The 16,924-nt window shown below is 51.5% G+C and carries 10 protein-coding genes and 2 pseudogenes; 7 read left to right on the top strand and 5 right to left on the bottom strand.

The window, feature by feature from the left end; translation table 11 throughout:
- Positions 1-14 precede the first annotated feature (14 nt).
- Both ACRZ91_RS19400 and ACRZ91_RS19395 read left to right on the top strand, forming a co-directional pair.
- Positions 15-374, top strand: coding sequence for a hypothetical protein (locus tag ACRZ91_RS19400; protein WP_480907934.1), 360 nt, complete (start codon positions 15-17; stop codon positions 372-374).
- A gap of 6 nt (positions 375-380) precedes the next feature.
- Positions 381-1,934 carry a UxaA family hydrolase gene (locus ACRZ91_RS19395; protein WP_480907932.1) on the top strand — a complete coding sequence of 518 codons (1,554 nt, stop codon included), beginning with the start codon at positions 381-383 and terminating at the stop codon, positions 1,932-1,934.
- A 263-nt stretch (positions 1,935-2,197) separates the two neighbouring features.
- Here the strand turns inward: ACRZ91_RS19395 and ACRZ91_RS19390 are convergent.
- Positions 2,198-2,374, bottom strand: a pseudogene (locus tag ACRZ91_RS19390) (transposase); the annotation flags it as partial.
- Positions 2,375-2,463: 89 nt separating this feature from the next.
- Positions 2,464-3,501, bottom strand: a complete 1,038-nt coding sequence (locus tag ACRZ91_RS19385; RefSeq protein ID WP_480907930.1) for a glycosyltransferase family 4 protein — start codon at positions 3,499-3,501, stop codon at positions 2,464-2,466.
- A 272-nt stretch (positions 3,502-3,773) separates the two neighbouring features.
- Here ACRZ91_RS19385 and ACRZ91_RS19380 point away from each other — a divergent pair.
- A pseudogene (locus ACRZ91_RS19380) lies at positions 3,774-4,217 on the top strand (IS6 family transposase); the annotation flags it as partial.
- Between the two features lie 152 nt (positions 4,218-4,369).
- Here ACRZ91_RS19380 and ACRZ91_RS19375 read toward each other — a convergent pair.
- Entirely contained in the window at positions 4,370-4,498 is a 129-nt protein-coding gene (locus ACRZ91_RS19375) for a hypothetical protein (RefSeq protein ID WP_480907929.1), read from the bottom strand.
- 252 nt (positions 4,499-4,750) lie between these two features.
- Here ACRZ91_RS19375 and ACRZ91_RS19370 point away from each other — a divergent pair, with 252 nt between their 5' ends.
- The 3 genes from ACRZ91_RS19370 (at position 4,751) to ACRZ91_RS19360 (ending at position 8,923) form a co-directional block, all read left to right on the top strand.
- Complete coding sequence (locus tag ACRZ91_RS19370) at positions 4,751-5,884, top strand: hypothetical protein (protein WP_480907927.1); 1,134 nt, start codon at positions 4,751-4,753, stop codon at positions 5,882-5,884.
- Positions 5,885-6,052: 168 nt separating this feature from the next.
- Positions 6,053-7,126, top strand: coding sequence for a DegT/DnrJ/EryC1/StrS family aminotransferase (locus ACRZ91_RS19365; RefSeq protein ID WP_480907925.1), 1,074 nt, complete (start codon positions 6,053-6,055; stop codon positions 7,124-7,126).
- Between the two features lie 582 nt (positions 7,127-7,708).
- On the top strand, positions 7,709-8,923 hold the full coding sequence (locus ACRZ91_RS19360; protein WP_480907923.1) for a glycosyltransferase: 1,215 nt from the start codon (positions 7,709-7,711) through the stop codon (positions 8,921-8,923).
- 17 nt (positions 8,924-8,940) lie between these two features.
- Here ACRZ91_RS19360 and ACRZ91_RS19355 read toward each other — a convergent pair.
- Positions 8,941-9,697 (bottom strand): IS5 family transposase gene (locus ACRZ91_RS19355; RefSeq protein WP_480907921.1). Its coding sequence is split into 2 segments (ribosomal slippage): positions 8,941-9,373 and positions 9,372-9,697, totalling 759 coding nucleotides; the frame shifts between segments, so codons are not numbered across the junction.
- Between the two features lie 736 nt (positions 9,698-10,433).
- Between ACRZ91_RS19355 and ACRZ91_RS19350 the strand changes: the two genes are divergently transcribed.
- Positions 10,434-11,195 (top strand): glycosyltransferase, encoded by a 762-nt coding sequence (locus ACRZ91_RS19350; RefSeq protein ID WP_480907919.1) that lies wholly within the window; start codon positions 10,434-10,436, stop codon positions 11,193-11,195.
- 132 nt (positions 11,196-11,327) lie between these two features.
- Here ACRZ91_RS19350 and ACRZ91_RS19345 read toward each other — a convergent pair whose 3' ends face one another.
- The gene (locus ACRZ91_RS19345) at positions 11,328-16,277 is read right to left on the bottom strand and encodes a PA14 domain-containing protein (protein WP_480907917.1); all 4,950 of its coding nucleotides are present in this window, start codon (positions 16,275-16,277) and stop codon (positions 11,328-11,330) included.
- Positions 16,278-16,924: the final 647 nt, after the last annotated feature.

Raw genomic sequence — 16,924 nt, 5'->3', positions numbered from 1 at the left:
TTAGGCAAATCAACATGGCACAAACTGACTTGTATACAGCCCGAGGTGATTTAGTAGGCCGCTTGTCGGCTCCTGAGATTGGACCACAAATTGTTGTTCTGAGGGACGGCGAGGATTACGATATCACGTCCCGCGACATTTCAACGATACAGTGTCTGTTCGAACTACCAGTTCCCTCTGTGTACGCCGCCACGATCTCGGGTAATGCGAGTGCAAACCTTGCCAATCTTGGGACTGTGGGTCTGTCTGCCAATAGTCGCCTGACCAAAAGTCATTTGCCTGCCCTCAATGATCTGCATTCGATCAAGGCCGCAGCCGATACTTTTGCCAGATCCAAGCCGGGATGCATTTTTCCTGAGGACGTAATTGAGTGAACTGCAATGCAGAATAACGAAGCTGACGCCGCTGGCCATAGGCCACACCGAAACGTTTTGCGCTTGAATGACCGGGACAATGTGGTCATTGCTCTGCGCGACATTGCTGCTGGTGAAGCCGTGCCGGAAATCTCTGAACCGCTCCCAAGCGCTGTTCCCAAAGGTCACAAGATCGCCATCCGATCAATCGCAGCTGGCGAATACGTCTACCGCTATGGTCAAATCATTGGCCAGGCGACAAAAGACATCGCGATTGGGGAACATGTTCATGTGCAGAACCTTGGAATGGGCGCACATGAACAAGACTATGCGTTTTCGTCTGAGACCAAGCCACTGCCCGCCTTAGCCGATGCACGACAATTTATGGGGTATCACCGGTCTGACGGAACGGTTGGCACGCGCAATTATGTAGGCTTGATTACAACGGTCAATTGCTCGGGATCAGTCGCGAGATTCATCGCAGAGGCCGCCGAAAGAAACGGGATGCTGGACGCCTACCCAAACGTCGATGGGGTCGTGCCCATCGTGCATGGCACCGGATGTGGGATGTCTGCAACCAATGAGGGCTATCAAGCACTGTTTCGAACATTGTCCGGCTATGCTCAACATCCGAACTTTGCCGGTATCCTGCTGATCGGGCTTGGCTGCGAAGTCATGCAGCTTTCGGAACTGGTTGGGGGAAAACCGATCCGCACTGATGGGGCTTTGCGCTACATGACTATCCAGAACGAGGGTGGCACGCGCAAAACTATGAGGCGCGGATTGAAAGAACTGCAGGGAATATTGGAACTCGCCAATCGTGTGACACGTGCGCCCGCCCCGGTGTCACAAATCACGGTCGGGCTTCAATGTGGCGGGTCAGATGGGTATTCTGGAATTACTGCAAATCCAGCCCTGGGATATGCGTCGGACCTGCTGGTTCGACACGGCGGCACAACGATTCTATCCGAGACATCCGAGATTTACGGGGCTGAGCATTTGCTGACACGTCGCGCCGAAACGGTTGAAATCGGAGAGAAACTGATCAAGCGGATCAAATGGTGGGAGGACTACACGGCGCGGAATGGCGGCGAGATGGACAACAATCCCAGTCCCGGCAATAAACGGGGTGGCCTTACAACAATTCTGGAGAAATCTTTGGGCGCAACGGCCAAGAGCGGCACCGCTCCGTTGCGCGACGTCTATGAATTTGGCGAGAAAATCGACAAAAAAGGATTTGTATTCATGGACAGCCCAGGTTTCGATCCTTGCTCGGTCACCGGGCAAGTGGCTTCGGGAGCGAACATAGTTGTATTCACGACCGGCAGGGGATCTGTTTCGGGTTACAAACCAACCCCTTGCATCAAACTTGCGACAAACTCGGAAATGTTCGCCCGTATGTCAGAGGATATGGACCTGAACTGCGGCGACATTGTCAGCCATAATGTCTCAATCACCCAGAAAGGCGAAGAGATACTTGATATGATTATCCGCGTCGCGAGCGGGGAAAAAACCAAAAGCGAAGAACTGGGTTTTGGTGGAGCAGAGTTTGTACCATGGCAGATCGGTGCAGTGATGTAATCAGAGCAACCAGAGTTGTATACCAAATGAAAGAGAGCCAAGGGCGTTGGCTCACGTTCAACGGCTCAATTCTACACGGTGATCATGCATCAAATTCCACCCGGTCAAGACGGTGTAGATCAAAGGCTTTGTTTAATTAGTTAGACGTACAGGCGTCTGTGGCGGGCTTCGGGCAATTCTATTTTGCATGGAATGCGGGCAAGCTCCGCGCCGTTGCCTGCCTGCACCTGACGAAAAAGGATGCCTGATCCGAATGAACCCTGCGTTTTGTGCGGACCGTAGGCTTTGGGCGCATCTCGCCACTTTAATCCATTGCGGTTGATGAAAATAATCCCGCCTAGTACCCTTCTATCATCGCCCCATAGCCTGCCGTGCGACTTCGGGTTGAAAGCGGAAAACTTGGCCATCTGCTCATCGGTCAGTTGGAAATGGTCGCTTATATCACCACTCCATTTCCGAGCCGTGAATCATACAGCGCGTTGAAAATCAATGCATCCTGACCCTAATAGCTTCGGCAAAATTCAGGTGGTCAGGAAGCTTTTAGTAGTGAGCGATACACTTGAACTATAGCCTTCGCCTCGCTCTCAATTCTAAAATTCTGTTGGACATGGCATCTGGCAGCACGGCCTTTGACCGTTAGTCTGTCGCGGTCTGAAAGCATTTCTCTAAGCGCGTCAGCCAAAGCCTCGGCATTGTCCTTCTCCACCAGCCGTCCAGTCTCACCATCTTCAATTTGGGCATTAAAGGCGCCTACCCCATCGCAAGCAATGACGGGAACACCTGAAGCCATTGCTTCCAAAGGAGTCAGTCCAAATCCTTCGTGCCGAGCAGGCGCAACAAACAAGTCCAGTGCACGGTACAATTCGACGAGTTCGCTCCATGGGCGTTCACCTAAGAAGTGCACACGCTCCGCCAAGCCGGCTGATTGCAATTTTGTCTCTTGCTGTTGTTTAAACTCGATAAACTCTTTTGTTGTGCGACCTGTGAATACAATTTCGACATTTGGAAATGCAGGCAGCACTTCAATGGCTGCGTCCACCAATAGGTCGACACCTTTTTGGGGGCGAATACGTCCGAAGCAACCAACCAATGTACAGTGCGGAAGTCCAAGTTTGTTTCTTAGAGCTCTTTTATCATCCTCAGGATGGAACAAGTTGGTGTTTACACCATGCATAATTACTGTTGCGGGATGATCTAGGAACGATGCAGCCTGAGGAGTTGTTGCGATCAGCGCATCCATTTTTGATATCAGCCATTTGGTGTAAGCAGAATGATTGCGTTGGGCTGCTGACGTAAAGAGCAGTTTGAAGTTTCGCCGGAAGATTGTTGTTAACACCAAGCCCATCAGCATTTCGGCATTTCGACGCGCGTGCCAGACCCGCTTAACATCGCGAGACAAAAATAATGTTCTCCAGAGCCTTATATGTGGGACGTCCTTCGGAAGACCCGGTCCGGTCGCACAAATGCCGATCATCTCTTTTTGAATTGGCAGTAAGCGGACAATGGTTGTTGTCACCCCCGAAAGACTTCGCTTCAGATTGGGCGCAATGACCTCAAGATTATGCACTCTACGCTCCTGCCTGAATCTGCTTCAGAGATGGTTGCAATATTTTGGGCAATAAAGCGATTCATTAGGTCGATGACAAGAGCGAGCGAGCGGCGCCTCGTATCTATTTGACACAGCCGTAAAAAGCCCCACAGGACGAGATATTTTTTATTGTCAGCTATCGTCAGTTTTTTGGGTTCTGTCGCAAAATTCGCCCCTGCCTGTCAGATCGAACACAGTTTTGGTTACGCATGCTGACATGACAGGAGCAGACCGTGACTATCTTTTTTTAAGGCGCGCATTTTCCGAAAGACGTGATCCTGCACGCGGTTTTCTTCTACCTGCGCTACAGTGTTTCATACTGGGATCTAGAAGAAACCATGGCGGAACGCGGCGTCGACCATGATAACACAACGCTAAACCGCTGTGTCGGTCGGTATGCAGGCCTCATTGCTGAAACAGCGCGGTATGAAAAGCGTCCCGCAGACCGTTCGTGGCGCATGGATGTAACATTTTTAAAAGTGAGGGGCGGGCGGGTTTCTCTTTACCGAGCAATCGAAAAACACGGTAAGATTCTGGATTTCATATTGTCCGAGCGCCGGAACAACGCCGCGGCGACGAAGTTTTTCGCCCGCACGCTCGCGGTGAACAGGTTACCACGCAAGATCGCCATCGACAAAAGTGGTGCCAAAACAACTGGCATCAAGGCGATCAACAAGATGCTCAAGAGCTTTGGTTGGGGTTTGCTCCGGCAGGGGGCAGACCCCCACTTGGTAAGGATCGGTGCCAGAACCTTCACCGAAGTGTTCAACGCAATTGGGGAAATTTGCGATTTGTACGATCCAACTGAGTGCTGGTTCTAATTCAAGGCTGCCAGTTATACCTCAGGTTAATCCCGAAACGCTTTAATACCGACAGCGCGGCACGCCGTCTGCACGTCGCTGCCATCCGCAAGCTTCAACTCAATCGCACACAGCAGCTTCAAGATGTCTTCGTCTGAGTGTCGCTTTCTCGCCATCTCAACTCCTCCATTCTCAGCAACATTAATGGCCCAGGTTTAGGGGGCTAGGATAAACTGCATCGTTGCAATTTTGACCGCGGGGCAGTTGGTCTTTCGTTTGCTTATCCAATCAGTGTCATTTGGAAAGTGCCGGCAACACATTGCGAGCTACGCCCAGCTTGAGAACACCTCAGGTGTCTACTAAGGTCAAAGAAGTGTTAAACACTAGCTGAAGTATTGTGATTATTAATGTTGAAAGATGAACGTCTGATGCTGACGGAGATTAAGCGCTGGAACGCATTGCTGGTTGCCTTTTTATTTCTTGTATCGACACTGCTCTTGTTACGCCGTCTTGTTTACTTGTCCCAAGCTGGCGGTGGTGAATTTCAGCATGCTGACTGGTTGGTGAACTACTCCAGCGGAATAGTTCGTAGGGGCATATCGGGCGAACTCTTCCTGTTTATTTCCGAACTGTCACATGTAAATCCACTGATTCTGGTCAGCACAGTTCAGGCTGTTTTGACGGTGTTGATAATTTCGGTCCTTTTTGCAAAAGGTCTGTCACTGAAAATGCCCGATGTGGTCGTGCTCTTGTTGGTTAGCCCGGCACTTGTGCTGTTCTGGGTCAACGATACCACCGCAGCTTACCGAAAAGAACTATTGGGGTTGGCCGCGTTCCTGCCATTGCTTTTTCCCCGAAGCAGCGGTTCGGTGGGTGTGGCGACTGTCGTGACCCTCTATGGCCTGTCGGTTTTCTTCCACGAAGCCAATTTGTTTTTAGTTCCAGGGCTAAGCGCGGCGCTTTATTTCCGTCTTGGAAAACAAAAGTCGATAGGGCCGATTGCGATCTTGTGGCTGATCTCGCTGGCGGCTGCTGTTTTTTCGGTGATCTATGTCAGTGTCCCGGATACCGATGCCATGTGCTCGCGCTTGCTGAACGCTGGGTTAATTGATCGATTGTGTGGTGGAATATTTCCATGGCTGGTAGACGGATTTGGCGGCACGACTTCAGCGGTGAAGGTTATCGTTCTGGTTCGTGTGAACCTTGCAGTCGTAGCGCTGATGATCGCGCTGCTGCTGTTGCCCTGTCTGTGGATCGCGACCCGAGTTCTGAATGGGTGGTTCGAATGGGCGTTGTTTCTAGTCAGCGCCGGAACCCCTTTCATGCTGTATCCGATCGCTACTGACTGGAGCCGTTGGTTGTCGATGCAGGTATTCGTTTTGACATTTCTGTTGTTGGTTTTGGCGGAAACACGCAAAGCCATAAACTTGCCAGCGCACAGGGCAACGTATGTTGTGGTTTTGAGTTTCAGTCTACTTGTAGGAATTAGTCATATAGCGCCAGAACCAATCGAAGGTTTCGTTTTCCAATTCGTACATGCCGTAGGAGTCGTCTTAGGATGAGCCAGCTATCACCTGAGTATCAACTGTTATTGTATTGCGGACAGTAGGCGCAGGTTCGATTGATTGTAACAACGCGAAGGGTTTCAGTAGACGGCCACAAGTATTTTTTTATGCATTTGTTGGCGGCTAGGGTAGAATCGGCAAGCATTTCTATTGTGGGATGACTCGATGCGTGGTCGCAAAGTACTGTTTGTTGAAGAAAAACAGCCAAATATGGCCCGTGTATCCGAGCTGCTGCAAGCCTGCGCCAACCAAAGCCAATGGGCGAACCAGGGACCTCTATATCACGAGCTGCGCGCGCTTTGCATTGATCATGTTGGGTTACCCGAAACCTGGGATGTCGTTCCATTGGCCAATGGTGGTATGGCTTTAGAAGCGCTGGCAGCCCTGCAATCGTACCGCGCAGGCCGCCGCATGAAATGGGTTGCTTCGGCATATACATTCCAAAACCTTGGACGGGGACGTTTCGATGATGTCCTGTTTCTCGACTGTGATGACAGAGGCCTCTTGGATCTGCACGCGCTCGAGGCGTTAGATCCGGTCACTTACGATGGTATCATCGTGACCAACCCACTTGGTCTATACCAGGACTTTTCGGATTATTCAGCGCTAGCGCGTCGCCTGCGCAAACGGCTGCTGTTGGATAACGCGTCGGGGTTTCACACAAATCTTCCGAATGTGCCATGGCAGGCGATCAGCCTTCATCACACAAAACCCTATGGTTTCGGCGAGGGCGGTTTGGCGATCCTCCCAAAAGATCAGGCGGCCCATCTGGTCGAATTGACCAGCTATGGCTTCGATTTGGCCGACAGTGCCTTTTGGGTGGGCAATTGTAAGATATCAGACGTCGCCTGCGCCTTTTTGATCGACCGTATCGAAAGCGCTGGAACCTGGGGACCACCTTCGATTGAACAACGTGATCGGGTGATTTCGATCGTGACAGGTCTGGGTTTGAAGCCGCTGCATACGCCGGTTGCGAATATTCCAATGACCAGCATTCCCTTTCTGGCATCCGATCATGTACCTTATGAGCAGATGGCGCTTACCCGCCATCTGACTTTCCAGAAATACTATGTACCGGCAGCCCCCCGACCCAATGCTGTTGATATCTTCAACCGCGTCGTGAATATCCCTTGCCATAAGGATGTGGCCAAAGTGAACGACGACGAGATACGTAACGATATCCAGAGAGTCTTGGCCCAATCTCGTCCAACGGAAAGTTGTCTAGGTATTGCCAGATGAACTTGACTTGGGATGTTTTGATAGCTCGGGTAGCCTCTGGTGTTAGCTGATCGTAATTTGGGCGACCACTTTCGAAAAAGATATGGACAAGGATATCCATACCTGCGGCCATCAAGACTTCTTTCCCATCTAACATTTCGCTTTGTCGGCGAAATCCCGTTTAAAATTGTTCCGCAATGTCGTGCACCTGCGGGCGCGAGAAATCAGTAAACAAGCGTGCCAGGACAAAGGTATCGACATCTTGAGCGCATCCCCAGTGAGCTATTGTGTTTTGCTCATCGTGTTTGATTAAGCACGACGAGAGCTTCAAAATGCAAGTGCGAGGTAGCAAGAGATGCAATTAAACTGCGAACTGGTACACGATTACGAAGCTAGTAGTTGAAGGATGGTGTAGCGGACGCACAAGCGTTCTGTTCCGCCTCTAGACTGGCGAGTGAAATCTGGATAGCTGTTCCATCACCCCCCTTGCAATGAGTTCAGAGACCGATAAGGTATTCTATTTGTATTCCTAGTGGTCCATCTCGCCGATGAGGGATTAGCAGTTGGTCACTATAGTTTCGACAAAATACCGGACATGATTTCTTGATTTACCCTAGCAAGCCAAATGAACTCATCCTGTTGCCGGTGTTGAAGGCCCACCGCGGTCCTGGCGGAGGGCTAGTTCTAACACAAAAGTACCTCGATGGGGCAGCCGAATACGCAAAGCACTGGGACGGTGAAGTAACAACTCTTGCTGAAGTTTCTCCAACCGCCTCTTCCGACATGGATCATGTCGAAGTTCACCCTGACCAAAACCTGCGTACTCGGGTTGAAGAACGACCCAAAGCACTGGCTGATTTGATTCAGCGTATAACTGGAGCGGGGGCCGTCGTTGGTTTTCTTGACCCGAGTCAAGCAGAACTGACGCGCCAGTGTTTTTCTCGTGGGATACCCGTGATTCATGTGTGTGAGTATACATTGAAAACCGAATTTCAGATTATTGACGCTACGCGGGTGAACTTTTTAAGAAAACTGCGCCGAAAAATATGGATCTGGAATGCAGAGCGTACCCGAAGGGAACTGCTCGGTTTCGTGGCCGGACTGCAATGCAACGGTGTGCCAATACATGATGCGTACAGACCCAACCGGCCTGATGCGTTTGTGTTTTTTGACAATCGGGTCCGCAGATCAGACGTTGCAAGTGACGACGACCTTGCAAGGAAGGCGGAAGTATTGCGCTCCGCAAAACCACTTCGACTGATCTTTGGCGGGCGCTTTGTTCCGATGAAAGGGGTACTGCATCTACCGCGCGTTGCGCGCGGACTTGTCGACCGTGGTATCAACTTCCAGTTTAGCATCTATGGATCAGGGCCGGAGGAAGCCCGTCTTGTCGACGCCATAAGGCGAAATGGCGTCGAAGACTGGGTCACAATCCACCAACCTATGGATTTTCTATCTGGTTGGGTTCCATTGCTCAAACGCGAGGCAGATTTGTTCGTCAGTTGTCACCCACAAGGTGACCCCTCAAGCACGTATTCAGAGGTAATGTCCTGCGGCGTGCCTATCGTCGGATTTGCAAACGAAGCTTTCATGGGCATAGCATCACATGCTGGCAGTGGGTTTGTCAGACCTTTAGGTGATGCCGAAAGTATGGCGGAGCAGATCGCAGTACTTGATCGCAATCGCGAAATGCTGATTGAATCCGCATATCGTGGCCGAAACTTTGCTCGCGAACATTGCTTCGAGATGACTTTCAAGCGTCGCGCGCACCACTTCGCCGAGGCAGCAAAATCGTGGCGACGTAGCAGAACTCGCTAGGCTCCAGACTCATTGATTTACAGCCAGAATAGGACTGTAGCAGCGAGAGCGATAGCCGAGAGGAAAACCTTTGGGCATCTGTCATATCGGGTGGCGACGCGCCGCCAATCCTTCAGGCGTCCGAACATGATCTCAATGCGGTTGCATCGTTTGTAGCGGCGCTTGTCGTATCGGACCGGCTTGTCGCGTGACCTTCGACCTGGGATACAGGGCTTTATTCCCCTGTCATTAAGGGCTTCGCGGAACCAGTCGGCGTCATAGCCTCGATCTCCCAGCAGCCAGTCAGCCGATGGCCGACTGTTCACCAGAGCCCTGGTGCCCGTGTAATCGTTCACCTGCCCAGCGGATATGAAGAAGCGGATGGGGCGTCCCAGACTGTCAGTAACAGCGTCCAGTTTCGTATTCATACCACCCTTGGTGCGCCCTATCAGCCTGGCACGCCCCGTTTTACAACCGCACGCTGGAAGCCGTGCAGTGCGCTTTGAGGTATGTTGCGTCAATCATGATCGTCTTATGATCGGTTCCCTGCGCGGCCAGCCCGTTCATGATCCGAGCGAACACACCCATATCGCTCCATCGTTTCCAGCGATTGTACAGTGTCTTTGGCGGCCCATATTCGCGCGGCGCATCGGACCAACGTAACCCATTGCGATTGATGAAGATAATTCCACTCAGAACGCGTCGATCATCAACCTTCGGCTTACCATGGCGCTTTGGAAAGTAAGACTGAAGCCGCGCCATCTGCTCGTCAGTCAACCAGAATAGATTGCTCATGTTATACCCCTGAAGCTCACGGGTATGAATCACGCAGGCGGGATGACGGCAACCAAATTATTAGGTCCAGAACCTAACAATCAACTTGGACCAGTCAGATGAGGCTGCTCACGACCAGTTAATGCCCTTCGGGGCTCTATTCAACGAACTAGGAACAAATCGTTGACAAATTATTGATGTATTAAAAATCTTGTAGTCCAAATGTGATGGTGAGCTAAGATCATTTTTCAGTCTGATACTGTCAGTAAGATATAGGTTAAAGATGAAAACTGAGAAACATGGCACATTGCTTTTGTACGCCCCTGCCCCCCTTTATTCCCAAAATGACACTCTGTTTGCAGAGGATCAGGCTTTGAATGGTTTGAGACTTTGGGCGAAATCTTTTGAGCGCGTCATGGTGATGATGCCGCTTATAAAAGGGACCCCACCTTAAGGTTGGAGTTCGATAGAAATCAGCAAGCATTTGCTTGATCGGGTTGAGATTATCCCAATGCCGGAGGTCTTTCGTCCGGATCAGTTTTATAGACAATTACGCGCAACCAGACGCCGAATAGCAGGGTATATCGCTCAAGCCGACTATCTCTCTTTCGCTATTGGCGGTCTGTTCGGTGATTGGGGATTAGTATCTTGAAGCGTTGCGGTTCAAATGAACAGACCGCATGCAGTTTGGACAGATAGTGTACACTCGCAAGTTGTGTGGAGGACACGAAACGAAGGAAACTGGCGTAGGCGCCTAATGGCGCGTGTGACTTACCTTCCGATGGTGGCGTACGAGAGGAAAGCAATACGCCAAGCGAACCTCGGCCTTTTTCACGGGCGTGACACGTTCGAAACCTACAAACAATATTCGGTCAACCCGCAGATTGTGCACGATATTCATTATAGCGCTGAAGACCATATCACAGAGACAACACTAAACCGTAAGATTGAGGACGCCCAAAGTGGTCCGATTAAAATAGTCTATACGGGCCGAGCTGAAGATTTAAAAGGGCCTCTGGACTGGATAGAAGTTCTGGAAAATCTCGCCTCGGATGGGACAGATTTTCAGGCTACGTGGCTGGGCGGCGGATCGCAGATGTCGCGGATGAAAGAGCGTATTGCCCGGAGCGGGCTGTCGGACAGGGTTCGAACGCCTGGGTTTGTCTCAGATAGAGAAGAGGTCTTAAAGGCAATTCAAGAGGCACATATTTTCCTATCTTGCCACAAAACACCCGAGTCCCCCCGTTGCCTGATCGAAGCTCTTATTTCAGGCACGCCATTGATTGGATATAATAGCGTATACGCTCGAGATCTCGTGGATGTCCATCAGGGTGGAAAATTCGCTAAAATCGGAGAAATTGATAAGCTATCAAGTCTTATCAAAGAGCTCGAAATAGATCGTACCTTCCTCGCGGACCTCATCACCAAAGCAAAACTGGATGGCGAGCCATTCGACGATGAAGCAGTTTTTATTCATCGCAGCGATTTGATCAAAAAACACCTACCCGTTAATCCATGAAGCGTATTCACGATTGGGATTTGGATCACTTTCTCCTTTCTATACAATTCTGAAAAGCCCACCATTTTTCCAATGATGGGCCTTTATAATCACAAAAGCAGAGAAATTGTATCTGCGTTTAGCTCACAGAGATCAGATATCGAAGACCTCAATGGTGACGGTTGCTTCGTTCAACTGCCCGGAGGAATCCGCAACCCAGTAATCGAAGCTATCCGTTCCCTCATAGCCGAGATCTGGCTGATACAGCAAACTGCCATCTTCCTGCACGTATACGTCACCATGCTCAGGGTCAGTGAAACCGCTGACATTCAGCACCGCATCTTCTGCATCAGAGTCATTGGCCAGCACGTCAACCAGGATTCCCTTACTCACGTTGGTGGAGAAATTGTCATCCCGTGCAACCGGAGCTGATCCACCCAGATTGATCACACCATTATATCTGGCACCGTTTGCGGCATTGTTGATCATCCAGTCGTTGGCCAGCTCTTCATGGGTCATTTCCAGCGTCACAACGTGAGTGATCCGGGTCAATTCACCAGTGGCTCGGTCAGCAAGGAAATCGTCGATCAGAATGACATTTCGGCCATCTGGCGTGGAATAATACCCCTCTTCCGAGATGATGTGGATGATATGATTATAGAAATCAAGCTCCAGTGGATCCTGAGACAACACACGATCGCGGGTTCCGATCGAGTCCGTCTTGATCCCGTCGAAACTGAAGCTCTCACCCGCTGCAAGGCTGGTGTCGCCATTGTGGATAAACTCCATCCGACCGGGTGTGAGGTCTTCTGACGTCAGCAATTGATGCTGGTTCGGATTGAAACCATATAGATCAGTCCGATTATTGATACCTTCATAATCAATAATGACATGGGCGATGTCTTCATCCGGAACACTCCAGTGCGGATCCCATTCCATGTCGACACCTCTGTCAAAGCCTTCGACACGCAAACCGTTGAACACCATATCGGTAGTGTTGCCACCCAGAACCACCCCATTATGATGGACATCGCCAATCCGCTCAGTCGTGTTGATCAAATCAAAGTCTATCAGCGTGTAATGCGCGGTATAGCTCAGGTGTACACCTGTTGCGGTTTCCCAATTCAAGAACCCGTCAAACACCGATCGGATTTCATGCGTCTCCTGCCAAGGCATGTCTTTGATAACTATGATACCTGTATTTGTTCCAAAGGCTTCATTGTCACGGAAACCCTGAATCGGAGCATAGTTGTTCAGAATCTCATCTTGACCATACGCGATCTCAGGGTGATCCAGGTTTGCGGAGTCAGGATGCTCTTTGCTGTTGCGATGCATCCAGACGAAGCCGTTATTGGTGTTCGCCGCGACATTCTCTGCGGCCTCCACCAAACGCCCGGCAAAAAAGAAACCGTCACCGGTATGGCCGGTATCTTGGGCTTCGACACGTTGTTGATCCTTGACTGACCAGTCACCCCAGCTCGTACCCTCGACGTTGATCGCCATATTTCTGAGCCAAATACCGGTTTCATCCCCGGCTTCTGCCGCGAAGGCTGCACCAAAAATGTCGAAGGCGACGTTGTCGGTGAAATTCGCATTACTGGAGTGGTGCACAAAACCCCAACCCGGAGAGCCATCAACAACGTTCCCGACAGCCATTGCCGGATCATCTGGCTCCGACGTACCGGTTCTGTGGAAATGAAGCGAATAGCGTCCCTGAATATTGCTGTCTGGCTCTACGACCGCCAGATCCGCTGTGCTCTGAACGGCGAGGAAAGATTTATCGGTGCGACCAAGATCCTCGAACGCTGCGTAACGCACATCGACATCATCGTTATGCATAAACATCACGTGCCCGCGATGATGAGTTTCGGTGGCGTCACCATCCTCGCTCGAGATCGTGATGTTGCGTGACATGTTCGAGACGTAAGCGAACAGATCTTCGCGCGGAGTATCGTGATCATACTCCAAAGGAGGTTCAAAGATAATCTGGTTGCCGTTGATCGCCGTGATCGTCAGTTCCTCGTCCTGAGGCTCGATATAGAGCTGTGCCGTGTTGGTATGGCCCATCTGGTGCGTGCCAGTAAGTACAATTTTGTCGCCCACTTGCCAGCCATCGGGCACCTCAGACAGAGACAAACTAGTATCTCCAGTCATCGGTGCTTCAGAGACATTCAAAAACGCGTCTTTCTCAGCGCCATAAATCTCAACCTGGCCGTGCGAAATCACCCCGCGCGACAGCAAGGATGGATCCCAGTTGACGTCGATATCACCATTGTTGGCAATGACAATGTCGACATTCACATTCGCCGCAATCGGATTCTCGGCGGTGCCAATTTCAAGCCGGCCCGATGTATCAACCACCAATGTGTCGACAACCATGCGGCTATCAATATCGGTTGCGAATGAAAGCTCACCATCGACACGAACCGTGAACAACGAAGCATCACTTTCGCCATTATAACGGACCGCAATGTTTTTCGGGATCAGAACATTGGCCCCTGCATCCGGTATTCTACCTTCGTACCATGTATTGGGATCGAACCAGTCACCATCAGACACCGCCACATGCGTTGCCTCCGAGCGCGGAACAAGGTCCAGCAATTGGCCGTGTTCCACCATCATGCTCGTGTCATCGCCATGCGCATGCGCATTCGGTTCAGCCATCACCGCTTCAACGAAAGCATCATACTCTTCCGGGCTTGTCGGTTCCGGGATCGTACCCGGAATGTTGGCACCGCCGTGGTCCACTTCGTCGTCGCTACCGTGACCGCCATGGTCACTGTGGTCGGTTCCGTCGGTGGTATCGTCGGTGGTATCAGTGCCATCCGTGGTGTCGGTACCGTCGTGACCGCTATGATCCGTACCATCGGTGGTATCGGTCCCGTCTGTCGTGTCAGTACCGTCATCACCGCCCTGGTCCGTTCCGTCTGTGGTATCGGTGCCATCTGTGGCATCGGTACCGTCGTGACCGCCATGATCCGTACCATCCGTGGTATCAGTCCCGTCTGTGGAGTCAGTACCGTCGTGATCCGTACCATCTGTGGCATCAGAGCCGTCCGTGGTGTCGGTACCATCTGTCGTATCGGTACCGTCGTGCCCGGAATGATCCGTATCATCTGCGCCGTTTGCCGGATGCGTCAGGCTGTCGCCCGAGATAACTTCGGTCGACCCATTTGTATCGGGACCGCTCCATTCCAATCTGAGGACCTGTTCGCCCCAAATCTCGAAATACCGGATTTCGATGTCGTGTTCGCCCGCTTCCAGATCAAGTGTGACCGGGACGGTTACGCCAGCATGGGCGCCGTCATTGTTGATAACCTGCTCACCATTCAGATAAAGTGCAGAGCCATCATCAGACGTCAGATAAATCGTGTAAGTTCCAGCCGCTGCCACATTCAGTGTGCCAAAATAACGCGCCGCGAACTCATCCTGCACACCGCTCTCCCAGAAGGGGTCATTTGAGCTTTGGAAGTTCAGTTCAGAAACGGAACCAGTGGCATCAGGCGTCGCATCGAAATCGATATCCGCAAGGCTCCAAGCCGCTGTTGGCAATACGAAATACTGAGCGGCAAGACCTCGATTTTGCGTCGCCTGATCGTCCGTGGTGTCGGTACCGTCATGCCCACCTTGATCGGTGCCGTCTGTCGTATCGGTACCGTCTGTGGCGTCTGTACCATCCGTGGTGTCGGTGCCGTCATGCCCACCGTGATCGGTGCCGTCTGTCGTATCGGTACCGTCTGTGGCGTCAGAACCGTCCGTGGTGTCGGTACCGTCATGCCCACCGTGATCGGTGCCGTCTGTCGTATCGGTACCGTCTGTGGCGTCCGTACCATCCGTGGTGTCGGTACCGTCGTGCCCACCGTGATCGGTGCCGTCCGTTGTATCGGTACCGTCTGTGGTGTCAGAACCGTCCGTGGTGTCGGTACCGTCGTGCCCACCGTGATCGGTGCCGTCCGTTGTATCGGTACCGTCTGTGGTGTCAGAACCGTCCGTGGTGTCGGTACCGTCATGCCCACCGTGATCGGTGTTGTCCTGATCCGCATCGGGGGCAGCAGCAGGTTCGCCATGACTCAAGCTGTTGCCACTAATCGGCACTTTGGCACCATCCGTATCCGGACCGCTCCACAGCAGCCTCAGCGTCTGTGCACCTGAGTATTCGAAATACAAAAGCTCAAGATCATGGGATCCCGCGGTCAAAAACAGAGTCTCTTGGATTTCGGTGGTCCCGTGACGTCCGTCATTGTCGATGATCTGCACGCCATCCAGAGACAAAGCTGAACCGTCATCCGATTCCAGATAAATCGTGTACTCGCCCGCCATTTCAACGTTTAGCTGGCCCGTTATCTCTGCAGCAAAACGGCTGCGTGGGCCATCTTCCCACCACGCCTTTCTGCTCTTTTCATAGTTAACCTCGGTCAAGATCTGTTCAGCAATCGGGTCAGCGTCAAAATTGATCTGATCCAACGTCTTATCCCCACGATTAATCTTGACGAACTTAGCTTCAAGACCGGGATTAGTCGTCACCTCGGCTACAGTATCCGGCGCAGCCTCTGCGCTGGCCGCTACGCTGTCGGTGCCCTCATTTGCCGCGTCGGTATCCGCCGGCAAGGAATAGTTAACTACACTGGAGTCGATCAGTTGCAGTTCATTGTCAGTATCGGGTCCGCTCCATTCCAGCTTTAGCGTTTGCGCACCGCCACTTTCAAAGTAGCGGACTTCAATTTCATGAGCACCCGAGCTCAATTCCAGCGAGACCGGAACCAGTTTTGCGCCATGGTTACCGTCATTGTTGATGACCAACTCGCCATCAACATAGAGCGCCGAACCGTCATCCGACGTCAAATGGATGGTGTAAACGCCATCCTCAATCACATTGAGGCTTCCAGTATAGCGCGCGGCGAAGGAATCCTGAGGTCCCCCATCCCAAAAAGCGTCATAGGACCACACCGCATCCAATTCTGTTGCGATCTCGACCGCATCGGGCGATCTGTCAAAGTCAATTTCACTCAGGCTGGAAACCCAATTAGGCAAAACGTAATATTCTGCGACGAAACCCAAGCCTTGAGTTGGGATCCCGAAATTCCGAATATCGATACTGCTCATGACGTTATCCTTGGTTCAGGCAACAAAAGCCGAATTTGGCTCCAATTGATGTGGTGGCGATTACGGGGTACGGAGACACAAAGGCGAAAGTGCGGCGGGACTCTGGCAAATGAACATATCCACGGCGGAATTGTGTCCATTCTGAGTACTCTTTTGATAAGGAATAGCTAATAGCCGCGAAATCGCAGTCATTGTTTTAGGGGCCTTTGCCCAGCTGCAAGCCATCTCTCACACATAGTCCTATTGTGCCCAGCGGTCCGTAACCCCCGGGAATCATGGTCGTTTAAACGCAACGAAGTACTAGTTCACCATCCCTGAACAATGGCATACTCAGGGGGCAAATTGCCCACAACCCAGAAATACTGAATGCCATAAACGCAAGCGGTACATTGCCGAGCGCGCCCAATTTTCCGCCGAATTTATGCCCAAGACGCCGATTTTTCCGTGCGCACAGGCCGTTTGACGCCTATTGCCGCCCAAATTTCATTAATTTTTTCATAGAATCTTCATGTAAGTTGGCAGCAATACACTGCTCAACGCGGGAAACATGCCCTAGCTTTTCAACTACCGGTTTTTTTGGCCCACTGCGTGACAACTTGGAATCGCTTTGTAAAAACCGCCGGAACAATAAACGTATTTTGGCCGCT

The organism is Ruegeria sp. O11, assembly GCF_056535285.1.
This window is presented reverse-complemented; position numbering and strand designations above follow the sequence as displayed.

What these genes read in the sequence shown, in the direction of transcription:
- ACRZ91_RS19400 (WP_480907934.1), top strand. Translation starts at nt 15, where the DNA reads ATGGCACAAACTGACTTGTATACAGCCCGAGGTGATTTAGTAGGCCGC.
- ACRZ91_RS19395 (WP_480907932.1), top strand. Translation starts at nt 381, where the DNA reads ATGCAGAATAACGAAGCTGACGCCGCTGGCCATAGGCCACACCGAAAC.
- ACRZ91_RS19375 (WP_480907929.1), bottom strand. Translation starts at nt 4,498, where the DNA reads ATGGCGAGAAAGCGACACTCAGACGAAGACATCTTGAAGCTGCTGTGT.
- ACRZ91_RS19370 (WP_480907927.1), top strand. Translation starts at nt 4,751, where the DNA reads ATGCTGACGGAGATTAAGCGCTGGAACGCATTGCTGGTTGCCTTTTTA.
- ACRZ91_RS19365 (WP_480907925.1), top strand. Translation starts at nt 6,053, where the DNA reads ATGCGTGGTCGCAAAGTACTGTTTGTTGAAGAAAAACAGCCAAATATG.
- ACRZ91_RS19350 (WP_480907919.1), top strand. Translation starts at nt 10,434, where the DNA reads ATGGCGCGTGTGACTTACCTTCCGATGGTGGCGTACGAGAGGAAAGCA.
- ACRZ91_RS19345 (WP_480907917.1), bottom strand. Translation starts at nt 16,277, where the DNA reads ATGAGCAGTATCGATATTCGGAATTTCGGGATCCCAACTCAAGGCTTG.